Consider the following 15,475-nt stretch of genomic DNA (forward strand, 5'->3'; position numbering starts at 1 on the left):
CACCCGCCAAGCGAATCTAACGCATCTCTAACGCCCCTTAGGGCATCATCCGGCGCCGTGGTATCGCTCAATACCACTTCGCGCATCCTGCGCGATTTTAGGACGCATCACCTTCGAGGCCGTCCAGTAGGTAATCCGCGATGATCGCCAGCACCTCTGTTTCGTCCTCGGCGGACAGCCCCAGGTAGGGGCGCGCAGGCATCGAGGTCACGCTGGCGCCACGGGTCACCCACTTGGATGCATCGGACTTACTTTTGGTCGCGAAGCGCTTGCCGCTGAAATGTACCTGCTGGGATCGAGCAGCGTGCTCGATCTTACCGCCAAACTGATGGATGGCGCCGTAGGGGCGATCCGTGCCGAAGTCCAGCTCGTTGTCGCTGACCTGGTAACGCAGGGTGTCCTGCAGGTCTCCCGACTCACGCAGGATACGGTTGGTGCGCTTGCGCGCCAGCGTGGACGGCGCGAGCGGCGCCCAGGGCGAGCCATCTGGACCGACCTGGCTGCGGAATCGTTCGTCCGTGGACTGCTGCAGATACTCGCCAATGTCGGCCAGCGGGGTACGCAGAGAGCCGAGACGCTGCTCCAGCTCGGCCAGCGCCTGGCCGATCTGGCTATCACTGAGGGTGACCTCGAGCATTGCGCCCGCCATCGGCTACCTCACTCGCCACGCCGATAGAGTCGGGTGCCCAGCCGCAGCTGGTCCAGGTAGGCCGGATCATTGGCGTCCTGGGAGAAGCTGCTGACCCCCGCCCAGCCATCCTCGCCCACCTCGAAGACCGCCAGGGCCGGACTGGCCTGGCCGTCGACCTGGAAGCGGCGCAGGTAGCGGCGGCGCACTACGGCCTTCGATTGCTCGTCCAGCCACTCCAGACGTACCCACACCTCATCCGGGGCTTTCAGGGTATCGGCCAGCAATAGCAGCTCACGCGAGAGCCCCGAGCGCACGATATTCAGCGGTCCGCCTGGGGTGTTGCTGAACATGTCCCGACCGACGACCACCGCGTCGCCGACCGCATCCTTGAACACGGCGGGCGAGGTCTCCGAGGCCCCGAACTCACTAAGGAAGCGCGACAGGTATTGCTGATCAGTCTGGCCAGCGGCCAGCACGCGCCCTGCAGGTGTTGAGCGGGGGGCAGGCAGTGCACCAGGTGCGCGGCGATTGGGCAGGCCGAGCGCGGTTGCGCTGGATTTGGCACCAGGGCCAGGCTGCGGCAGTGGGTCATGGGCGCGCTGCTGCGGCACCGCCGAGGCCTGCCGGGATCGACCAGGTGCATGCTCGAATCCTGGATCGATGCCCACCGGCACCCGCACCGTGCGGGGGCCGTTGGGGCTGTTCTGCCCAATGACGCGCTCTTCGTACTCGACCTTGGGCGCTGGCCCGACCGTGAGCTTCATGCGGTCCAGGTCGCGCTGGTTGGCCATGTATTTCTTGCACTTGCAGCCCCAGCCATTTGACGGCGTGTGGCTTTCCCACCACGGATCATCCAGGGGGAGCGCTATGCCGTTCCAGGCCAGGTGCTGGGGGCGCGGGTGAGCGCTATCGCCGTGGCGGTAGACGCCATAGGGCCGGCGCTTGCGCAGTTCCGGATCGGCCATCTGCTCTTCGCGGCCAGCGTTGTAGCTCTGCCGCAAGTTGGTGTCGTAGATAGTCCTGGTGCGCCAGCCGCGTTCGCCCTGGTACTGCCAGCCGTGCGTGGTCACCACCCTGTCGAAGTCTTTGCGGAACTGCTCCAGGGTGCCGCCTGAATCGATGACCTTTTGCACGGCGCCGCGCATGTCAGCGAGCAAGGCCCGCTTCGAGGCCCCAGCCACGACGAATGCCCAGTTGTGCTCGGCGCCATAGACATCCGCCCAGGAACGCGTCGGCTGGTCGACCTTGCCCTTGAAGTACTCGATCTGTTCCTGGAACGGCAGAGAGCCATGGGAAACGGCCATCAGCTAATCATTCCCAGCGCGTCGGTGATTTGTCGGTGAAGACGGTAGATGTCCGTACCATCCAAGCCTGGCCAATGCTGGACCCGATACTGTTCGCCATTGCTCATATAGATGTCCAGGCAACGGTTACCGTTGGAATCGGCGAACGCCATTGAACTGATGCCCTGGAGGTTGACCACAATTCCCTGGCGCTGGTCCAGCTGTACTAGCCCGGCTGGTTTAGAGCGTTCCAAGGCTGCATGCAGCAGTTCGCTTGCCTGCCTAATCCCGACAAAGGAGCCGCCACCAGGAGCCCTAAAACCTTCCAGGGCGGAGTCCAGCAACTTCACCGCAACCTCAACTGACTCGCGCATCACAGCCCCCTCAGAATGTCGTAGCGTCCGGCCAGGTTCGCCGCAGACATGCCGTCTGCCATGGCGTCCGCGAGCTGGCTGACGCTCATGTCCGGATAGACTTCGATCAGGCGGTCTCGGAACTCTTCCAAGCTCGACACCTGGTCGAGCAGCTCGCGCAGTTGGTCCACCATGTCATCCAGTGGCGCGGCCGTTGCGGTCTCCAGCGTCTTCACCTGGTTGTCCACGATGTCGGGCACGTCGACAGGCCTGGCCGGCTGCTCGCGGTTCATCGCTTGGGCTGCACCAGGTTGCACCGGGGCCTCTGCTGCAGGCCGCAGCAGCTTGGCGCCCTTGGCTGGCTCGGGCAGGTTGAGCTTGTCGCGGATCACGGACTGCTCCACCTCCAGGCCCAGCGGCACCAGGTCCTTGAGCGCGCCGACCAACAGCTTGGTGTCTTCTGGCTGCGGGACCTCGACGATCAGCCGCGGATAACCACGACCTGGTGCGAAGTTCAGGTCGCAGTAAGGGCGCACGAAGAATCGATTAAGGGTGTTGGACTCCGACTTCGCGTCGGCCTGCAGCAGGTCCAGGCGCACTTCATCGTGCACCTTGGCCTGAGCCATGCTCGATCCGTCGTCGGTGCTCATGGTTTGCCCAATCACGCCCTTGCTGACCTGCTTGTCCCACCACTCGGCCAGGCCACGGAAGAAGTCGCCAGCCCCCGCGACGTTCGCTGCATGGGTGAATTCAATGCGCATGGACTCCGGGATCACTGCCGCAGCATCGCTGCCTAGGTTGGCCACGGCAGCCATGAGCACGGCGATGTCATCCGCAGAAGCGCCGGGGCTGTAGCGCCCCACACGCATGGGAATCCCGAAGATGTCAGCGAAGCCCATCCAGTCCTTCCAGGTCCAGGCCTTACACATGACCGCGACGGCCGCCAGGCGCGCCAGGCCTCCTCGGATCGGCAGGCCGCTACGAATGCGCGGCAGATGGGTAATGAACTTGTACGGAGCCAGTGGGATGCCATTGAACGAATCGTCCGTGTCCAGCAGGCGTAGCTCTCGGCCGGTTTCCCGGTCGAATTGGAAGAAGCGCTGGTCCCGTGGCTCAAAGCGATTGGGCATCCAGGTCTTGCCGCTGCGGTCCCAGATGATCTCGGAAACGGCATAGCCCTTGCCCAGGGCGTCGGTAAGGTCCGATTGGAGTTCGCCGAACTCAGCCGAGGCCACAATCTCACGCAGCATGTCCGCGCGGCGAACGTCCTCGGCATCATCGCTGGCGGCCTCGATCCGGATGTTGAGCCCGGCCAGGGCAAGCTTGCGGGTACTCAGGACCGAGGCGTAGTGCAGGTCCCGTTCCTCCATCTCTTCCGCCAGAGTCAGATAGTCGTGGGCGTTGCCTTCGGCGGCAGCCTGCAGGATGTTGGCCAGGCGGTGAGGCGTGAGGCCTCCCGCGACGGAGCTGTGCCAAACCTGGCGCACACCGGTCAGTTGTGGCGCTGCCAGTTCTGCACTGAGCTTGTCGTACTCGATGGGCCGGCCGTACTGGTCGACGATGCGGGACTGAGCCATTACCAGATACCTTTCTTGTTCCGCCAGCCGGCGCCGATCTGAACTTGACGATCAGCTTGGGCGCCCGGCCGAACGCGGTGATATTCGTAGACCTGCCCACCGACGTGGTTGAGGGCGGCGTAGTTCATGAGGGCGCCAGCAATGGCGCCGTCCCCGTGGCGCACCAGCTCGGCGTCCTTCAGGTCCTTTCGCTCGATTCTTGGCACCATCGGGATACCGTCGATGAACTCGACAGCCCGGTGGTCGTCTTCCAGGGAGGCGTCCCGAGGCAGGGTGATATAGCCGTCCTGGAACAAGTCGATGTACTTGGGCATCCACTCGCCATACCAGGCGCGCGACAGCGTGACCTCGTGAACAGGCCCGCCGCCCCAGGTGCTGTGCTTCTCGTCGTAGACAGCCCGGCCATAGCGGTCCCCGGTGTATTCCATGAGCGTCTGGCCTGGGCCGGTGGCATCCCCGGCGAAGGTCCAGGCCTTCTGTTTGTCCTTCAGCCAGTCGAGCATTGCCCAGAGGATTTGCTCTTGTTGGCGGGTGGGCGCGTTGGCCAGCTCGATCACGAAGGGCAGATCGCGGCGCAGGTCCTGGGTGATCCGGGCGGGTTTGATGACCGAGAAGTGCCGGTGCCGCGCGAAGTCCATGCCTACGGCCCAGCGCCCGTCGAAGCCTTCGGCCGCTTGCTTCAGCGCAGGGATCAGGTTTAGCGCGCACCAGGTCGCGCACCAGACTTCGCGCTCGGACTCCGGCCGCTTCGGGAAGTCGTCGTCGAAGACGATGCGCAGGATCGGCCGGACCTCGGGCATGGCGTTCTCGATCCAGACGCCCGGAATAGCCGAGCCGTCGCCGTCCCTGGGGATCACGTCCAGCTCTTCACGCATGGCGGCCTTGCGCGGGCCATAGGCCGAGCGGATGGCCGTATACCAATCCCGTTTGCCTTCTTCGGTAGGTTTTGCGCCCCGCGTGAAGCAGGCGCGCTCATACAGGCCATTGGCGACCGCATCGTCGAAGGAAATGCGGATGACCTTGGCGCGCTTGCCGTAGCGCCCCGCATTGACGTCCTGGACCAATTGGTTGAATGGGTTCTTCTTCCCGCGATGGGATGACCAGACACGGATGCGGCCGCCCCAGATCAGCAGCGCGGTGGCCGATTCCAGGACGTGGGCGACGTTCTTGTGCAGCGCGGCTTCGTCGATGTCCACAAGCCCCTGGAGACCGTGGATGTTCTCCGGCCTGGACGACAGGGCTGTGACCCGGAAGCCACTGGCGAAGCGCACCCGAAATGCCTGAATTTCGCGGGTACTGCCGTCGGCCGTTTGATCTACGAAGATATGCTGCTCAACCATCGTGCACTGACCGCGCGCCACGATCTGCGCGAACTTGCCGACGTAACCGATGAACTCAAGGCCTTTTTCCTTGGTGTCGGCCATGTACCAGATATTGGCGCCGCCAGCTTCCTTGGCAGTAGCGGCGGTGATTGTGTCAGTCAGGGCCTGAGCAAAGGTGATGCCGGTCCGTCGTCCCTTCTCACAGACGGCGATATCCAGGTCAGCCTGCATGCTGATCCACTCGGCCTGGTGTGCCATCAGCACGCCCAAGGCCCTTGGGTCGAAGTCAGCAGGGAGCGCACGAACGCTCGCGGGAAGCTCGTCCCAATCGACAAGCCGCTCGGTATCCGGCAGCGCTGCAGGAACAGCCATCGTCACATCCCCTTGAGTACTTGCTCACGCCAGAAGCTGGCTTCCTCGGCGTTCAGGCCCCTGGCCTGGGCAGCGGTGTCGATTCGTTCGGCCGCTTCCTGGAGCGCGGCACGGCGTACCTCCGCTTCCGCTGCGTACTTCTTTTGCACCACAGAGGCCTTGACCAGTTCAGCCACGGTCTTGCCGACCTTGCTGATATCGAGCTTGCCCTCGGAGGACAGCAGGAGGCTGAACAGCTTTTCCTGAGTCAGGCGCACCAAGGCTTCGTTGACGGCGCCGTCATCATCGGGCGCAGCAGCAACCACAGCCTGCGCCTGGTCGCGCGCCATCTTGAGAGCCGCCAGGCGCTCTTCGAAGTTCTGGCCATAGGTGTGCAGGGCTGACTTGCCGATGCTGAAGCCACGCGCCTCCAACTCGGCCGAGAGCGCCTCGTAGCCAGAGAAGTTGGTGTCCACCAGGTACTTGTCGAGCCATGCCTTCACATTGGCCGGGAGCTGCAGGACCTTGGAACGGGGCGGCATGTCAGGCGCTCCCGTCGCCCCAGTACTTCGCCGGGCGGGCGATACCGGGGTGGCATTCGATGGTGTACTCGGCGATGTCCACGCCGTAGTGCGTCAGGCCGCAAACCCAGTGGCCGGAAGGCTTCTTGTCCAGAGTGACCAGGCTACGGTCGGCCAGGTAGTCCAGCTCGCGGCGCAGCTCCAGCGCAGTGGCGTCCGGATAGATGCCCTGGATGGTCGACAGCACCAAGGTTTCGTGAGGGTCCACGGGCCGAGACGTGTTCAGCGTCAGCAGGATGAACCAGCGGAGGGATTCCCGGCGTGCTTTGGCGGGATCAATCATTGCGCGCTCCTTTGAGCAGTGAGCAGGATGTTTTCGTACCTGAGCGCCAAACCATCCAGCTTGGCTTCGATGATCGAGTGACCACGCGCCCAGTCTTCGCGGCGGACGTACTCCAGGGGCAGATCAGCCTTGAAGTTCAAGAAGTCTCGCTCCAGCTGCAGGAGGGCCTGCGCACCCTGGTCCTGGCGCTCCAGGACCTTGGCGAAGTTCTCTTCCCAGTGCTTGCTGGCCTCACGCCGCGCTTCGTCCTGGGCGGCAAATTTCTCGGAAAGGCGCTTCTCGAACTGCCACAGCAGCAGCTTGACCAGGGCAACCACGATCCCGGCGAAAGTGCCCAGCAGCGTGACTGCCCAGCCGATTACTTCAGATGCCATCAATGGCTCTCCAGCACGTTGATCAAAGCGTCCAGCTGAGCGGCCGTGCCCTGGCACTGCTCGGCATAGCGGACGTGGTGGGCCAGGACGGCGCGTTGGTCGACGCCTGAGGGGAGCTGGTCAGCGGGGTCGCTGGCTCCGGTCGGCGCAGCAGTTCCCGAGGGATCGACGGCGGCCGGCAGCCGGGCTCGGGCTCCGGTTGCTTCGTCGTAGATTCGCACCCAGCCACGAGTGAGCAGGCAAGCAGGTACAGGCTTAGGCGGCGCATCGAGCGCCTCCCGATAGAGGTCGTTGACACGGGCTATCTCCCCGAAGAGTCGGTCGGTGGTGTTGCGGAATTGGCGCTTCTGCTCGGCCAGGTCGGTGGCAAGACGGTCCGCGCGGGTGGCTTGTTCGGCCTCACGTTTCGCACTGGCTTTGGCATCTGCCTCAGCCTGGCGGGCTCGTTTCGCGTCAGCTTCGGAGTACTCGCGCTGCAGCTGCTCGAGGGCGGTTTTGCCCTCGGCCTTGGCGACGGCATAGCCGTCGTCATAGGCCGCGTTCTCCAGGTGGTTCATGTAGAGGCCCAGCGCCGCAACGAAGGCGACGGGCAGGCAGGAGCGCAGGACGTTCAACCAGTTCATTCGATGGGCTCTTTCAGCTTGAACATGAATGCCGGCTCGGCGTCTGCCCCGTGCACCAGGGGGAACAGCAGGCCTTCAATGCAGGCAGCGACAGGGATAAGCAGGTCCAGGGGCGCCCACTTGGCGAAAGCCAGCGGTGCTTCGCTGTCGACATCACCCATCCAGATCGGGATGCCGTAGTAGCTGCCGTGGTGGGTGCAGCCGAGAGACTTCGCCTCGCGAGCCGTGGTGTAGCCGAGCAGCACCGGGATGTAACCAAGCATCACAGTTCCTCCCGGCAAAGCTGCAGCTCGGCAGCACGTCGACGCGCCAGGCCACGAAGTTGCACGCCACCAGCGCTGGCCCAGTAGGGGAGCTGCGCACAGGCCTGGGCGATCCGCCCGCCCTGCAGCTCGCGCAGCATGGTCGAGTGATTGCCATTCTTCAGCCAGACGAATCCGTCCTTCACTCCAGGCTTGCCAGGACCGACGTTGTAGATGAAGGACAAGAAGGCCGCGATGGTCTTGGCCGGCAGGCGGTCGATAACGCTCTGCGGCACCCAGGCTTCAAAAACCTGGGCCGCTTCCTCCAGGCCCTTGCGGGTCAGCGCGTCGCACTGCTCCGGAGTGGCCCGGTCGCCGAGCTTCACACCTCGGGTCCAGCCGTCGCAGATGGTCGGTTTGTCCACGGCATCCAGGTACGCGATCAGCTCGCGACCTTCAAAATGGCCGACTACGGGCGTAGCGATCAGCAGCGCCACCCCCAGGACTCGCGCCTTAATGCCCATGGGCGACTCCTACCAGGGCCTTGAGTTTGGCCAGCTCGCGCTTGCCGACCTCAGGGGCGGATTTCTTGTAGTCGCTGATGCGAAAGCTGTTGTCTGGCGCGGCCGGGAGCGGGTCTTTGCGAGCTGCCTCGGCGACCAGGTGCTTGTGCGCACGGACCTGCTCGATGCGAGCCTGGGCAGTCTTGACGTGCTCGCGCACCTGGGCGCGCCACTCAAATGGGCAGGCCTCGAAGAACTGGCGCTGGCGCGCCACGGAGGACTCAGAGGCGATAGCGAGGGCGAATGCCCTCGGAGAAGTAAGAGGTAGACCGGATACAGGATGTCGCACGGCAGTTCCCTACAGCTACGCGGTACGCAGCTAGGATCGCCGAACGATTTAGGGGGAAGGATTCAGGAGCGCTAAGGAAAAAGCCCCGCTCAAGGCGGGGCTTTTGATAAAGGAGTATCTGGCTATTGCTTCGCGTGCAGTATCCCAGCATCTCGGAATGACTGAACGACTTTGTATGCTCCAAGATGAGTAATGGTGCTGTCAGACTGCCTGCTAGATACATAGGCAGACAGCACAGCTGCACAGTCCCAACCTTCCCCCCCCGTCACCGAGAGTACTCTTCAGCACATCAAGTAAGTCATACATGCTGACTTCGATGCCTTTTTCCCCCAACAAGTTGCGCGACATCATGATTTTATCTGCGATGCCCATATAGGCAGGTTCATTACCGCTAGTGCGCTGGCACTGATCAGCGGTTTCGCCCAGCATGTATTTAATCTCATCCACACGATGCTGGTCGTTGGGCAGGCCTTTTTCTTGATCGCGCTTGGCGAGATGTTGCGCGATGAAATCCATTGAATACTCAGCTGCGCCCACTTGTGAGCAGAGCGAGGCCAACACAAACGCCAGTATCCAATGCTTCATATAGAACTCCCTTCTTCACCGAATCCAAACAGGTCGGGCTCGCTGCGACGATGCAGTGCCCGCTGACGCGCGATGATGTCATAAACCGTAGGGGTTGCCAGCCGGTACTTACGCACCAACTCGGGGATCGAGGTCTTTCCGCCGCGCCAATCTCGGAAGAGTGCTGCATCCCGGATGGCCACACGCAGCCGCTCTCCGCGTGGCACGTAGATCATCTCGCCGCCCATGGTTTCACAGATACGCAGTACAACCTGGCGAGCCAATGACGGCACGTTATCTTGATCCCCAAGGGCTTCACGGAGAGCGTGCTCAGCCAGTTCGACCATTTCCATTAGGGAACCTTCCCAACGCTTTAGGACCGCAGGGTCTGCCATGTGATCCAGTACCTTGTCCGGATCGAGTTGGCTGGCGTCATCTTCGAAGAGTTTGTCGTTCATTCGACAGGCCTCCCGTGGCGCTTGGCGTCATAGGCCAGAGCTGCAACCAGCTTGCCGAGCTGTTTGCAGTCCATCCATTCGATCTGATCCACCTTGCAGATGCGTTTGCCCATCGCCTCGGCGTAGCTCCAGGGGCGCTTGGCCTCGGCCAGGAACGCTTCGATCTTGTCGACCAGGCGCTGGCGATCATCGGATACCTGCGGAGCTGGGCGGTCTGCCGGCTTGCCGGTGCACTGCCACCCCAGGCGCTCCAGCTCGGCCAGCACGCGGCCGATCTGGCGCGGGGTCAGCTTGGTCGACGAGGACACACCGGCCACGCGCTCCAGGAGCGCGCGGTAGGTGTCGTCTTCCATGCCCAGCTGGCGGCGGGCGATCTGGATCAGTTGGCGGCCTTTGCTGCTCATACCAGGTTCCTCGGCTCGATGGCGTGGCGGAACTTCGCGGGGCTGCGGCGGGCCATGTTGCCCAGGAGGCGCAGCCCCAGGGTGATGGCCTCGGCCTCATCTTCGAAGCCACCCACCAGGCGAACCGCCTCGATGTCGGCCCGAGTGCCTGCGTAGGCCTCAAGCTTGATCTTCTCGGCGCCCAGGGCGGCCTTGCGGGCCTTGCGATTGGCGCGCAGTCGACGCTGGCGGATGGTGTCTTGTTTGCGAATCTTGTCTGTACGTGGCTTGGCCATTTCTCCCCCGGCTGCTCATCAGTACCCAGCTACCACGCTGGATAGACCACCCCGATGAAGCCGGGGCGGTTTCGCTCTGTAGAAAGGTGATATCTGATCAACTAGGATTCGCGGTCACCTCATGAAAAAGGACTTGTTGCATGACATCGCTCAGTGCCCAGGCTGTTTTGGAGCCAGTTTTTAAGTTCTTACAGATGGCATACGGCCCCGAAACAGATGCTCTAAAGCGAATAGCCTTCTCAGCAAAAGAGGAACTCTGGCTGTTCGAGCGCTTGTCTGAGTCTCCCCTGACGATCAAGGAAGCAATCAAGTTGCCTCCGGCGAGAAAGCGCGTTCTCTCTGAGCTGCTGACCCAATACGTCATGTTCCTGACGATGTTTAAGCACCTGACCTTTGAGGCTGACTTTCTGTCTGGTACTTCCGAGACTGCTCTTGGCTCCCCGTTGTTGCGCTATATGCTTGAGCACCGTTGGCCGTTCCCGCAGATGCTTCCTCAGTAATCACCGCAGCCATACCTTTCAACGGTGAAAGAGGCAGGGTTTTGGCCGTATTGAAGGCTGTGTTGTGGTCTTCGGTGCGTGCGTTCATGTCCTGTACCTGCATAAGTTCCTCGGCTGCTCATCAGTACCCAGCCACCACGCTGGGCAGACCGCTCCGGCCAGGCCGGGGCGGTTTCGCTTAGTGGATGGTGGGTTTCCCCTCGGTAGATGGCGCCGGCTCCTGAGCCTCCGCACGGGCGGCCTTGCACTTGTCGCACTGGCAAGTCCCTTTCTCTGCCGCGCTCTTGGTGGCCTTCGGCACGATGTCTTTGGCGACGTGCAGAAGAGCCAACGCGGTGATCGCGGCCGGGCCGTCCTTTCTGCCCGTGCCATCCAGCATGATGCTCAGGCCGTCGCTTTCCTCGGTGATGGTGATGGTGAACTTGCTCATGAATCCCCCTAGCGCAGGCAGTGAAAGGTGATGTGATAGTCGCGGGCGATCTGGCGCACCCGCTTGGGATGAAGGCGCAAGTCATGGGCCGCCATCTGCGGCGTCCATCCGCGCTTGGCCATCGCCTCGATCCGTGCGGCCATCGGCGGCAAGAGCGGGCTGGGCGACGGTGCTGGCTCATCGTCGAAGGCGTCGACAGGCGCGACCTCCGGCGGGAGTACTTCCTCCAGCTCGGCCGGCTCGACTGCAGCGACTTCCTCGACCTGGAGCGCTGGCATTGGCGGCACCTGGTCCATGCCCAGGGCCTGACGCGCCAGGCGTGCCTCGACGCGGCAGAGCGTCCGGTAGATCAGCTGTGCAGCACGCTGGTGCATGTCAGTGCCCCTCCGCAGTGATCCGCCAGCGGCTGTCGCGGCTGCCTTCGCGCACGTCTTCGATGCACTCGACTCGCAGGGCGGCATCAGGGAAAAGCTTGTGGCCCAGGCGTTTGGCGCATTGCTCGCGGCTCCAACTGCAACTGGCCGACTTGCCCTTGCTGGTAGCGGTGTAGCCGTCGCCAGCGCGGCGCATGTTGAACTCGACGGAGTTGCTCATGCCTTGGCCTCCCGCATTTCCCGGAGGGCTTCTAGGACCTTTGCCACGGGGTCCAGGTACTCGCCAGTGATGGCAACCACTACCAGCTCGTTGCCGTTGTCCAACGTCAGGTGCATGACGTCGAAGGCGTCGGCAGCGAGCTGCTCGGCCTCGTCGATCATCTGGCGGACGCTTTTGTCCAGGTTCATGTCATCGAGCAGAGGTGCTTGCCCCATGTCACACCCCCAACGCCCGGACACCGGGCGCATCGTGAGTGGACAGATCGCGTATGTAGCGGGCGATGGCGCCGAGATTGGCGCGCGGTTCCGCACCAGCACGGACGCCAGGGACGCGCCAGGCCAGGCCCGCAACGGGGTCGGCACTGAGGTCAATCACTCGGCGCAGCTCGACCGAGTCACCCACGGCGAGGGCGAAATAGCCGTCACCAGGGTGCTCGTCGTGCAGCTCGATCAGGCCGTCTATGCGGCACACGGCATAGGTCTTGACCATGATCAGTTGCCCTCCAGGAGGAGGGTCTGATGCGGGAGCTGGCCGGGTGCCCTCCTGCGACTTCTCGGAGCAGCCGGCTCCGACGCCGCTCTCGGCATGACCAACTGACCAGGGCGCACCATTGACAGCTCGGCATTCGGGTTTTCTCCGACGATGTATTTGATGTCGTCGCCCGAGTAGTCCATTTCCACCCTGGCCGCGCGGCTCATGATGTCGATGACCTTGAGTGCGTCTGCCTGGGGCAGCAGGTAGCGCTCGTAATTGAAGGTGACGATGCAGAGCTGCTGCTTACTATTGCGTGCGGCCATGGTCACACCCCCGCGATGTCGAGCGGGATCGCCCGCCACTGGTCAGAGTCGCCAACACGCTCATGGACGCGGATGTAGTCCTTGGACCCGACGACCTGGCAGGCCTCAGCGATGGCCTTCATTGCGCGTTGCCAGCGCTCGTCAGTGATTTCCAAGCGGCGAAGCGCAAGGACGTTGGCGGTACGTACCTCGCCTTTGGTGTCGGTGCGGAAAGCGTCATTGACCAGGGTGACGACCTCCGGGCGGGCGCCCTCGGTCCATTCCAGCAAGCACTGGTCAATCAGGGCTCGGGCCGCCTGCAGGCGCTCATCGAACTGGATGGACTGCTGTACGGCCTTGGTGATCTTGAAGCGTCCATCGAACGACACCAGGCTGACGTTGCCTTTCTTGCCGCCCAGCTTGACGCCGTACTGATCGGCGGACAGCTCTACGAAAGCGGCGACGTCACCGAACGCCGATACCTTGAACTCGGCGATCAGGCTGTGCAGTTGCTTGGCCTTCTCCACAAGCTCCAGCACCAACTGGTCGCGTGCTTGGTCGATGGGCTTGATCAGGCTTTCGTGTACCAGGCGCTTCTGCGCGTCCAGGCGGAAGCCTTCGGGGATTGCGATTTGGTTCATGGGATGGCTCCTGTTGATCAGTGGGAAGTGAGGTCGATGGGGGACAGGCTGGCGAAGTCGCGGTAACTGATCGGCTCGGACCAGGTGACTTCCACGCCCTGGAACTGCGCGCTGTAACGGGTGCTGCCTGCCGAGCCCTGGCGCTGGTAGCCGCAGACCAGCTTCAGGCCGACCAGGCGGCGGCCGTCCTCGGGGCTGATGACAAGGCGGTATGCCTCAGGCTCGATGCGGTGTAGGCGGATACCCATGCGCTGCAGATCACGCGCCGCGCTGTTGAAGGTCCGCAGCCGATCAGCCAGGCGCGGGGTCAGGACTTTCAGGACAGCGTTAGTGCTGGCTTGCATGGCTCGCCTCCAGGGCATTCGCGCAGTTGGGGTTGTGGGTGCAGTGCTGGCAGGCCTTCCACTGCTGCATGGCCTGCGGGTTGTGGGTCGGAGCCTTCTTTTCGCGGTAGCTTTGGCACTCGATCAGGCTGATGGGCTCGCCCTGGGCGGGACAGTCCAGTCCGCCCAGGGCGGCCACCACACGACGTTCCACGGCCGAGGTGCTCGGCGACGGGTAGCGGTTGGAGAGCACCAGGCTGACGGCAGAGCGGCTCATGCCGATGCGCTCACCGGCACGTGTGCGGTTGGTCTGCTCGACCTCGGCGGCCAGCAGGCAGACCCACTGCGGGGGCTGCTCGCCCCAAGCGGACAGATCGACTCGGGCGTTCATGCTTGGTCCCCTTGGGATTCGCCGAGGACCTCGCTGATGCGCGTGATCCATGCATCTCCGTACAGCATCAGTGGGCGAGCGTTTTTCAGCTCTTCCAGGAGTGCGCGCATCCGCTGGCTCTCGATGCGCAGCCCAGCCAGCTCAGGGCTTTCCGGCATGTCCTTGCTCCACACCACCTGGTCCAGGTTCGGGTCGTAGACCTGTTCGAAAGTGCTGCGCTGATAGACCGGGTGCTGCGGGCCGGTGTAGCGCTGGCGCACCAGGTGGTAACGGGCGGGCTTGCCTGGGGTGCCATCGGTGCGGGTGACGTAGCCGGCGAGTGTCAGCCCCTGCAGGTAGGTGCGGGCAGCCTGCTCGGTCATCGTTACGCCGTTGACGCTGGCGTGCTCTGCGGCCTCGGCCGCGCTCATCTCGCCCAGGATGCGCAGGGTGCGCCAGATGTTCTCGACTGCAGACGGCGGCACGCGCTCGCCGCGTTTGTTCACGCGCGGAGCCTCGGCGCCTTCATCCGCCAGCAGCTTCCAGCGGGCATCACGCTGGACCAGGACCTCAACACGCTCAACGATGCCGGCCTTCTGCAGATCGCGCAGGTAGCTGCTCACGGCCTGGTCTTCCTGGCTGGACAGGCGCGACACGTTGTAGGTGGTCAGGCCCTTCGGGTCGCGGGACAGTGAGCGGATGGCTTCCCACATATGCTGGCGTGGGCTCTTGCCACCACTCATGGTGAGGTGGATGGGCTTACGCATTGCGCACCTCCACCTCATGGAAGCGAGAGGGCGACCAGTCGCACGACTCGTCAGCCGGGATATGGCCGAACATGGTTGTGCAGCGGCGGCAGTGAACGCAGTCGCCGCAGGTTTTCCCTTCGGGCAGGCTCATGTCATCGGCGCCACGCGGTAGAGGCTCACGGTTTTCCATGCTCAAGCCCTCCGCGCCGGGGCTTCGCCAGTGAACCAGCCGCGATTCCCCCAGGTGGCCAGGTCAATCGTGTCCTTGCCCATGGCCTGGGCCTCGGTGTGGACGCGGTACAGGTTCACGGCCACACGACGCAGGCAGCCCTGGGTCTTCGCGCACAGGTCGTCCAGCAGTTCGTCAGCGATGGTGAGGTGGGGGTAGGTGGCGTCTACCAGGTCGCGCAGATCGTCGGCGGTGGCCGGCTGTGCCGGGACCCACTCCAGGACGCGGTTGTGCAGGCGCTCCAGCTTGGCAAGGCTGGTCGGCACACGATCTTCCCCAATCAGCACGACGGTTCCCTGGCTGGCATTGAGAATGTCGGTGATGACGTTCGCGGCGGACTTGTCCAGCAGGTACTGGGCGTCGTCGACCAGCAGCGGGCGATTGCTGCGGCTGAGTTGCTCGGCGATCTGGTCGACCATCTCGGACAAGGTGCTGGCCGGAGTGATGCCCATGTCGCGCAGGACTGCCTGCAGGAAGGCTTTCCGAGTCCAGGTTTCACGGCACTCTACGTAGTAGGCGCGGTGCTTGGTGGCGGCGAACGCCGCCGCGAAGGACTTCCCGTAGCCAGTCTTGCCGTAGGCAACCACCAGACCCGGCAGGCCGACAGGGCGGCGCATGGTGCGGTCGATAGCGTTGGCGAGAAGACCGACGTTGGTCAGCGGGACGATTTTCTTGGCATTCATCGTTGTT

At 63.4% G+C, this 15,475-nt stretch carries 28 protein-coding genes and 2 other RNA genes; 1 reads left to right on the plus strand and 29 read right to left on the minus strand.

The features are described 5' to 3' along the window. Positions 1-97: 97 nt before the first annotated feature. The 17 genes from L6D89_RS12770 to L6D89_RS12850 form a co-directional block, all read right to left on the minus strand. A complete protein-coding gene (locus L6D89_RS12770; RefSeq protein ID WP_236199931.1) occupies positions 98-637 on the minus strand; it encodes a phage virion morphogenesis protein in 540 nt (179 codons plus the stop codon). 20 nt (positions 638-657) lie between these two features. After that, on the minus strand, positions 658-1,935 hold the full coding sequence (locus L6D89_RS12775; protein ID WP_236199932.1) for a PBECR2 nuclease fold domain-containing protein: 1,278 nt from the start codon (positions 1,933-1,935) through the stop codon (positions 658-660). Next, on the minus strand, positions 1,935-2,288 hold the full coding sequence (locus L6D89_RS12780) for a hypothetical protein (RefSeq protein WP_236199933.1): 354 nt from the start codon (positions 2,286-2,288) through the stop codon (positions 1,935-1,937). The genes L6D89_RS12775 and L6D89_RS12780 overlap by 1 nt, the downstream gene beginning before the upstream one ends. Continuing rightward, positions 2,288-3,844: a DUF935 domain-containing protein gene (locus tag L6D89_RS12785; RefSeq protein ID WP_236199934.1), complete on the minus strand. Its 1,557-nt coding sequence runs from the start codon at positions 3,842-3,844 to the stop codon at positions 2,288-2,290. Before L6D89_RS12785 ends, L6D89_RS12780 begins: the two co-directional genes overlap by 1 nt. Further along, positions 3,844-5,538: a hypothetical protein gene (locus tag L6D89_RS12790; RefSeq protein ID WP_236199935.1), complete on the minus strand. Its 1,695-nt coding sequence runs from the start codon at positions 5,536-5,538 to the stop codon at positions 3,844-3,846. Before L6D89_RS12790 ends, L6D89_RS12785 begins: the two co-directional genes overlap by 1 nt. A gap of 2 nt (positions 5,539-5,540) precedes the next feature. Next, a complete protein-coding gene (locus tag L6D89_RS12795) occupies positions 5,541-6,059 on the minus strand; it encodes a DUF3486 family protein (protein ID WP_236199936.1) in 519 nt (172 codons plus the stop codon). Between the two features lies 1 nt (position 6,060). Then, positions 6,061-6,381, minus strand: coding sequence for a hypothetical protein (locus L6D89_RS12800; protein WP_170858554.1), 321 nt, complete (start codon positions 6,379-6,381; stop codon positions 6,061-6,063). Continuing rightward, the gene (locus L6D89_RS12805) at positions 6,378-6,755 is read right to left on the minus strand and encodes a hypothetical protein (RefSeq protein ID WP_236199937.1); all 378 of its coding nucleotides are present in this window, start codon (positions 6,753-6,755) and stop codon (positions 6,378-6,380) included. Before L6D89_RS12805 ends, L6D89_RS12800 begins: the two co-directional genes overlap by 4 nt. Continuing rightward, a complete protein-coding gene (locus L6D89_RS12810) occupies positions 6,755-7,378 on the minus strand; it encodes a hypothetical protein (RefSeq protein WP_236199938.1) in 624 nt (207 codons plus the stop codon). Before L6D89_RS12810 ends, L6D89_RS12805 begins: the two co-directional genes overlap by 1 nt. Further along, entirely contained in the window at positions 7,375-7,641 is a 267-nt protein-coding gene (locus L6D89_RS12815; protein WP_236199939.1) for a hypothetical protein, read from the minus strand. Before L6D89_RS12815 ends, L6D89_RS12810 begins: the two co-directional genes overlap by 4 nt. Further along, positions 7,641-8,144 (minus strand): lysozyme, encoded by a 504-nt coding sequence (locus tag L6D89_RS12820; RefSeq protein WP_236199940.1) that lies wholly within the window; start codon positions 8,142-8,144, stop codon positions 7,641-7,643. The genes L6D89_RS12815 and L6D89_RS12820 overlap by 1 nt, the downstream gene beginning before the upstream one ends. Beyond that, on the minus strand, positions 8,134-8,397 hold the full coding sequence (locus L6D89_RS12825; RefSeq protein WP_236199941.1) for a hypothetical protein: 264 nt from the start codon (positions 8,395-8,397) through the stop codon (positions 8,134-8,136). The genes L6D89_RS12820 and L6D89_RS12825 overlap by 11 nt, the downstream gene beginning before the upstream one ends. 288 nt (positions 8,398-8,685) lie before the next feature. Next, positions 8,686-9,057, minus strand: a complete 372-nt coding sequence (locus L6D89_RS12830) for a hypothetical protein (protein ID WP_236199942.1) — start codon at positions 9,055-9,057, stop codon at positions 8,686-8,688. After that, positions 9,054-9,494: a Mor transcription activator family protein gene (locus tag L6D89_RS12835; RefSeq protein WP_236199943.1), complete on the minus strand. Its 441-nt coding sequence runs from the start codon at positions 9,492-9,494 to the stop codon at positions 9,054-9,056. Before L6D89_RS12835 ends, L6D89_RS12830 begins: the two co-directional genes overlap by 4 nt. Next, positions 9,491-9,898 carry a gp16 family protein gene (locus L6D89_RS12840; protein ID WP_236199944.1) on the minus strand — a complete coding sequence of 136 codons (408 nt, stop codon included), beginning with the start codon at positions 9,896-9,898 and terminating at the stop codon, positions 9,491-9,493. Before L6D89_RS12840 ends, L6D89_RS12835 begins: the two co-directional genes overlap by 4 nt. Continuing rightward, entirely contained in the window at positions 9,895-10,173 is a 279-nt protein-coding gene (locus tag L6D89_RS12845; protein WP_236199945.1) for a hypothetical protein, read from the minus strand. The genes L6D89_RS12840 and L6D89_RS12845 overlap by 4 nt, the downstream gene beginning before the upstream one ends. Positions 10,174-10,178: 5 nt before the next feature. Then, positions 10,179-10,250: hammerhead ribozyme type II (locus L6D89_RS12850), an RNA gene on the minus strand. 63 nt (positions 10,251-10,313) lie between these two features. Between L6D89_RS12850 and L6D89_RS12855 the strand changes: the two genes are divergently transcribed. Beyond that, positions 10,314-10,673 carry a hypothetical protein gene (locus tag L6D89_RS12855; protein WP_236199946.1) on the plus strand — a complete coding sequence of 120 codons (360 nt, stop codon included), beginning with the start codon at positions 10,314-10,316 and terminating at the stop codon, positions 10,671-10,673. A gap of 108 nt (positions 10,674-10,781) precedes the next feature. On the opposite strand, the gene L6D89_RS12860 is transcribed toward L6D89_RS12855, so the two are convergent. The 12 genes from L6D89_RS12860 to L6D89_RS12915 form a co-directional block, all read right to left on the minus strand. Further along, positions 10,782-10,853, minus strand: an RNA gene (locus L6D89_RS12860) — hammerhead ribozyme type II. After that, positions 10,852-11,103: a hypothetical protein gene (locus L6D89_RS12865; protein WP_236199947.1), complete on the minus strand. Its 252-nt coding sequence runs from the start codon at positions 11,101-11,103 to the stop codon at positions 10,852-10,854. Before L6D89_RS12865 ends, L6D89_RS12860 begins: the two co-directional genes overlap by 2 nt. 8 nt (positions 11,104-11,111) lie before the next feature. Further along, positions 11,112-11,477, minus strand: coding sequence for a hypothetical protein (locus tag L6D89_RS12870; protein WP_236199948.1), 366 nt, complete (start codon positions 11,475-11,477; stop codon positions 11,112-11,114). Between the two features lies 1 nt (position 11,478). After that, positions 11,479-11,697, minus strand: coding sequence for a hypothetical protein (locus L6D89_RS12875; protein WP_064979741.1), 219 nt, complete (start codon positions 11,695-11,697; stop codon positions 11,479-11,481). Next, the gene (locus L6D89_RS12880; RefSeq protein ID WP_236199949.1) at positions 11,694-11,912 is read right to left on the minus strand and encodes a hypothetical protein; all 219 of its coding nucleotides are present in this window, start codon (positions 11,910-11,912) and stop codon (positions 11,694-11,696) included. Before L6D89_RS12880 ends, L6D89_RS12875 begins: the two co-directional genes overlap by 4 nt. 1 nt (position 11,913) lies before the next feature. Continuing rightward, a complete protein-coding gene (locus L6D89_RS12885; RefSeq protein WP_236199950.1) occupies positions 11,914-12,186 on the minus strand; it encodes a hypothetical protein in 273 nt (90 codons plus the stop codon). Between the two features lie 2 nt (positions 12,187-12,188). Beyond that, on the minus strand, positions 12,189-12,494 hold the full coding sequence (locus tag L6D89_RS12890; protein WP_236199951.1) for a hypothetical protein: 306 nt from the start codon (positions 12,492-12,494) through the stop codon (positions 12,189-12,191). 2 nt (positions 12,495-12,496) lie between these two features. After that, complete coding sequence (locus L6D89_RS12895; RefSeq protein ID WP_054906990.1) at positions 12,497-13,114, minus strand: DUF3164 family protein; 618 nt, start codon at positions 13,112-13,114, stop codon at positions 12,497-12,499. Between the two features lie 17 nt (positions 13,115-13,131). Then, positions 13,132-13,458, minus strand: a complete 327-nt coding sequence (locus tag L6D89_RS12900) for a hypothetical protein (RefSeq protein ID WP_236199952.1) — start codon at positions 13,456-13,458, stop codon at positions 13,132-13,134. Further along, the gene (locus L6D89_RS12905) at positions 13,442-13,828 is read right to left on the minus strand and encodes a helix-turn-helix domain-containing protein (protein ID WP_236199953.1); all 387 of its coding nucleotides are present in this window, start codon (positions 13,826-13,828) and stop codon (positions 13,442-13,444) included. Before L6D89_RS12905 ends, L6D89_RS12900 begins: the two co-directional genes overlap by 17 nt. Further along, a complete protein-coding gene (locus L6D89_RS12910) occupies positions 13,825-14,574 on the minus strand; it encodes a MarR family transcriptional regulator (protein WP_236199954.1) in 750 nt (249 codons plus the stop codon). The genes L6D89_RS12905 and L6D89_RS12910 overlap by 4 nt, the downstream gene beginning before the upstream one ends. Positions 14,575-14,748: 174 nt before the next feature. Then, positions 14,749-15,468, minus strand: a complete 720-nt coding sequence (locus L6D89_RS12915) for an AAA family ATPase (RefSeq protein WP_236199955.1) — start codon at positions 15,466-15,468, stop codon at positions 14,749-14,751. Positions 15,469-15,475: the final 7 nt, after the last annotated feature.

Origin of the sequence: Pseudomonas pseudonitroreducens, assembly GCF_021603645.1 — a bacterium.
Lineage (GTDB): Bacteria > Pseudomonadota > Gammaproteobacteria > Pseudomonadales > Pseudomonadaceae > Pseudomonas > Pseudomonas pseudonitroreducens.

What these genes read in the sequence shown, in the direction of transcription:
- L6D89_RS12905 (WP_236199953.1), bottom strand. Translation starts at nt 13,828, where the DNA reads ATGAACGCCCGAGTCGATCTGTCCGCTTGGGGCGAGCAGCCCCCGCAG.
- L6D89_RS12900 (WP_236199952.1), bottom strand. Translation starts at nt 13,458, where the DNA reads ATGCAAGCCAGCACTAACGCTGTCCTGAAAGTCCTGACCCCGCGCCTG.
- L6D89_RS12880 (WP_236199949.1), bottom strand. Translation starts at nt 11,912, where the DNA reads ATGGGGCAAGCACCTCTGCTCGATGACATGAACCTGGACAAAAGCGTC.
- L6D89_RS12885 (WP_236199950.1), bottom strand. Translation starts at nt 12,186, where the DNA reads ATGGTCAAGACCTATGCCGTGTGCCGCATAGACGGCCTGATCGAGCTG.
- L6D89_RS12815 (WP_236199939.1), bottom strand. Translation starts at nt 7,641, where the DNA reads ATGCTTGGTTACATCCCGGTGCTGCTCGGCTACACCACGGCTCGCGAG.
- L6D89_RS12830 (WP_236199942.1), bottom strand. Translation starts at nt 9,057, where the DNA reads ATGAAGCATTGGATACTGGCGTTTGTGTTGGCCTCGCTCTGCTCACAA.
- L6D89_RS12890 (WP_236199951.1), bottom strand. Translation starts at nt 12,494, where the DNA reads ATGGCCGCACGCAATAGTAAGCAGCAGCTCTGCATCGTCACCTTCAAT.
- L6D89_RS12805 (WP_236199937.1), bottom strand. Translation starts at nt 6,755, where the DNA reads ATGGCATCTGAAGTAATCGGCTGGGCAGTCACGCTGCTGGGCACTTTC.
- L6D89_RS12820 (WP_236199940.1), bottom strand. Translation starts at nt 8,144, where the DNA reads ATGGGCATTAAGGCGCGAGTCCTGGGGGTGGCGCTGCTGATCGCTACG.
- L6D89_RS12785 (WP_236199934.1), bottom strand. Translation starts at nt 3,844, where the DNA reads ATGGCTCAGTCCCGCATCGTCGACCAGTACGGCCGGCCCATCGAGTAC.
- L6D89_RS12770 (WP_236199931.1), bottom strand. Translation starts at nt 637, where the DNA reads ATGCTCGAGGTCACCCTCAGTGATAGCCAGATCGGCCAGGCGCTGGCC.
- L6D89_RS12870 (WP_236199948.1), bottom strand. Translation starts at nt 11,477, where the DNA reads ATGCACCAGCGTGCTGCACAGCTGATCTACCGGACGCTCTGCCGCGTC.
- L6D89_RS12840 (WP_236199944.1), bottom strand. Translation starts at nt 9,898, where the DNA reads ATGAGCAGCAAAGGCCGCCAACTGATCCAGATCGCCCGCCGCCAGCTG.
- L6D89_RS12910 (WP_236199954.1), bottom strand. Translation starts at nt 14,574, where the DNA reads ATGCGTAAGCCCATCCACCTCACCATGAGTGGTGGCAAGAGCCCACGC.
- L6D89_RS12855 (WP_236199946.1), top strand. Translation starts at nt 10,314, where the DNA reads ATGACATCGCTCAGTGCCCAGGCTGTTTTGGAGCCAGTTTTTAAGTTC.
- L6D89_RS12800 (WP_170858554.1), bottom strand. Translation starts at nt 6,381, where the DNA reads ATGATTGATCCCGCCAAAGCACGCCGGGAATCCCTCCGCTGGTTCATC.
- L6D89_RS12865 (WP_236199947.1), bottom strand. Translation starts at nt 11,103, where the DNA reads ATGAGCAAGTTCACCATCACCATCACCGAGGAAAGCGACGGCCTGAGC.
- L6D89_RS12775 (WP_236199932.1), bottom strand. Translation starts at nt 1,935, where the DNA reads ATGGCCGTTTCCCATGGCTCTCTGCCGTTCCAGGAACAGATCGAGTAC.
- L6D89_RS12790 (WP_236199935.1), bottom strand. Translation starts at nt 5,538, where the DNA reads ATGGCTGTTCCTGCAGCGCTGCCGGATACCGAGCGGCTTGTCGATTGG.
- L6D89_RS12795 (WP_236199936.1), bottom strand. Translation starts at nt 6,059, where the DNA reads ATGCCGCCCCGTTCCAAGGTCCTGCAGCTCCCGGCCAATGTGAAGGCA.
- L6D89_RS12915 (WP_236199955.1), bottom strand. Translation starts at nt 15,468, where the DNA reads ATGAATGCCAAGAAAATCGTCCCGCTGACCAACGTCGGTCTTCTCGCC.
- L6D89_RS12875 (WP_064979741.1), bottom strand. Translation starts at nt 11,697, where the DNA reads ATGAGCAACTCCGTCGAGTTCAACATGCGCCGCGCTGGCGACGGCTAC.
- L6D89_RS12810 (WP_236199938.1), bottom strand. Translation starts at nt 7,378, where the DNA reads ATGAACTGGTTGAACGTCCTGCGCTCCTGCCTGCCCGTCGCCTTCGTT.
- L6D89_RS12835 (WP_236199943.1), bottom strand. Translation starts at nt 9,494, where the DNA reads ATGAACGACAAACTCTTCGAAGATGACGCCAGCCAACTCGATCCGGAC.
- L6D89_RS12780 (WP_236199933.1), bottom strand. Translation starts at nt 2,288, where the DNA reads ATGCGCGAGTCAGTTGAGGTTGCGGTGAAGTTGCTGGACTCCGCCCTG.
- L6D89_RS12845 (WP_236199945.1), bottom strand. Translation starts at nt 10,173, where the DNA reads ATGGCCAAGCCACGTACAGACAAGATTCGCAAACAAGACACCATCCGC.
- L6D89_RS12895 (WP_054906990.1), bottom strand. Translation starts at nt 13,114, where the DNA reads ATGAACCAAATCGCAATCCCCGAAGGCTTCCGCCTGGACGCGCAGAAG.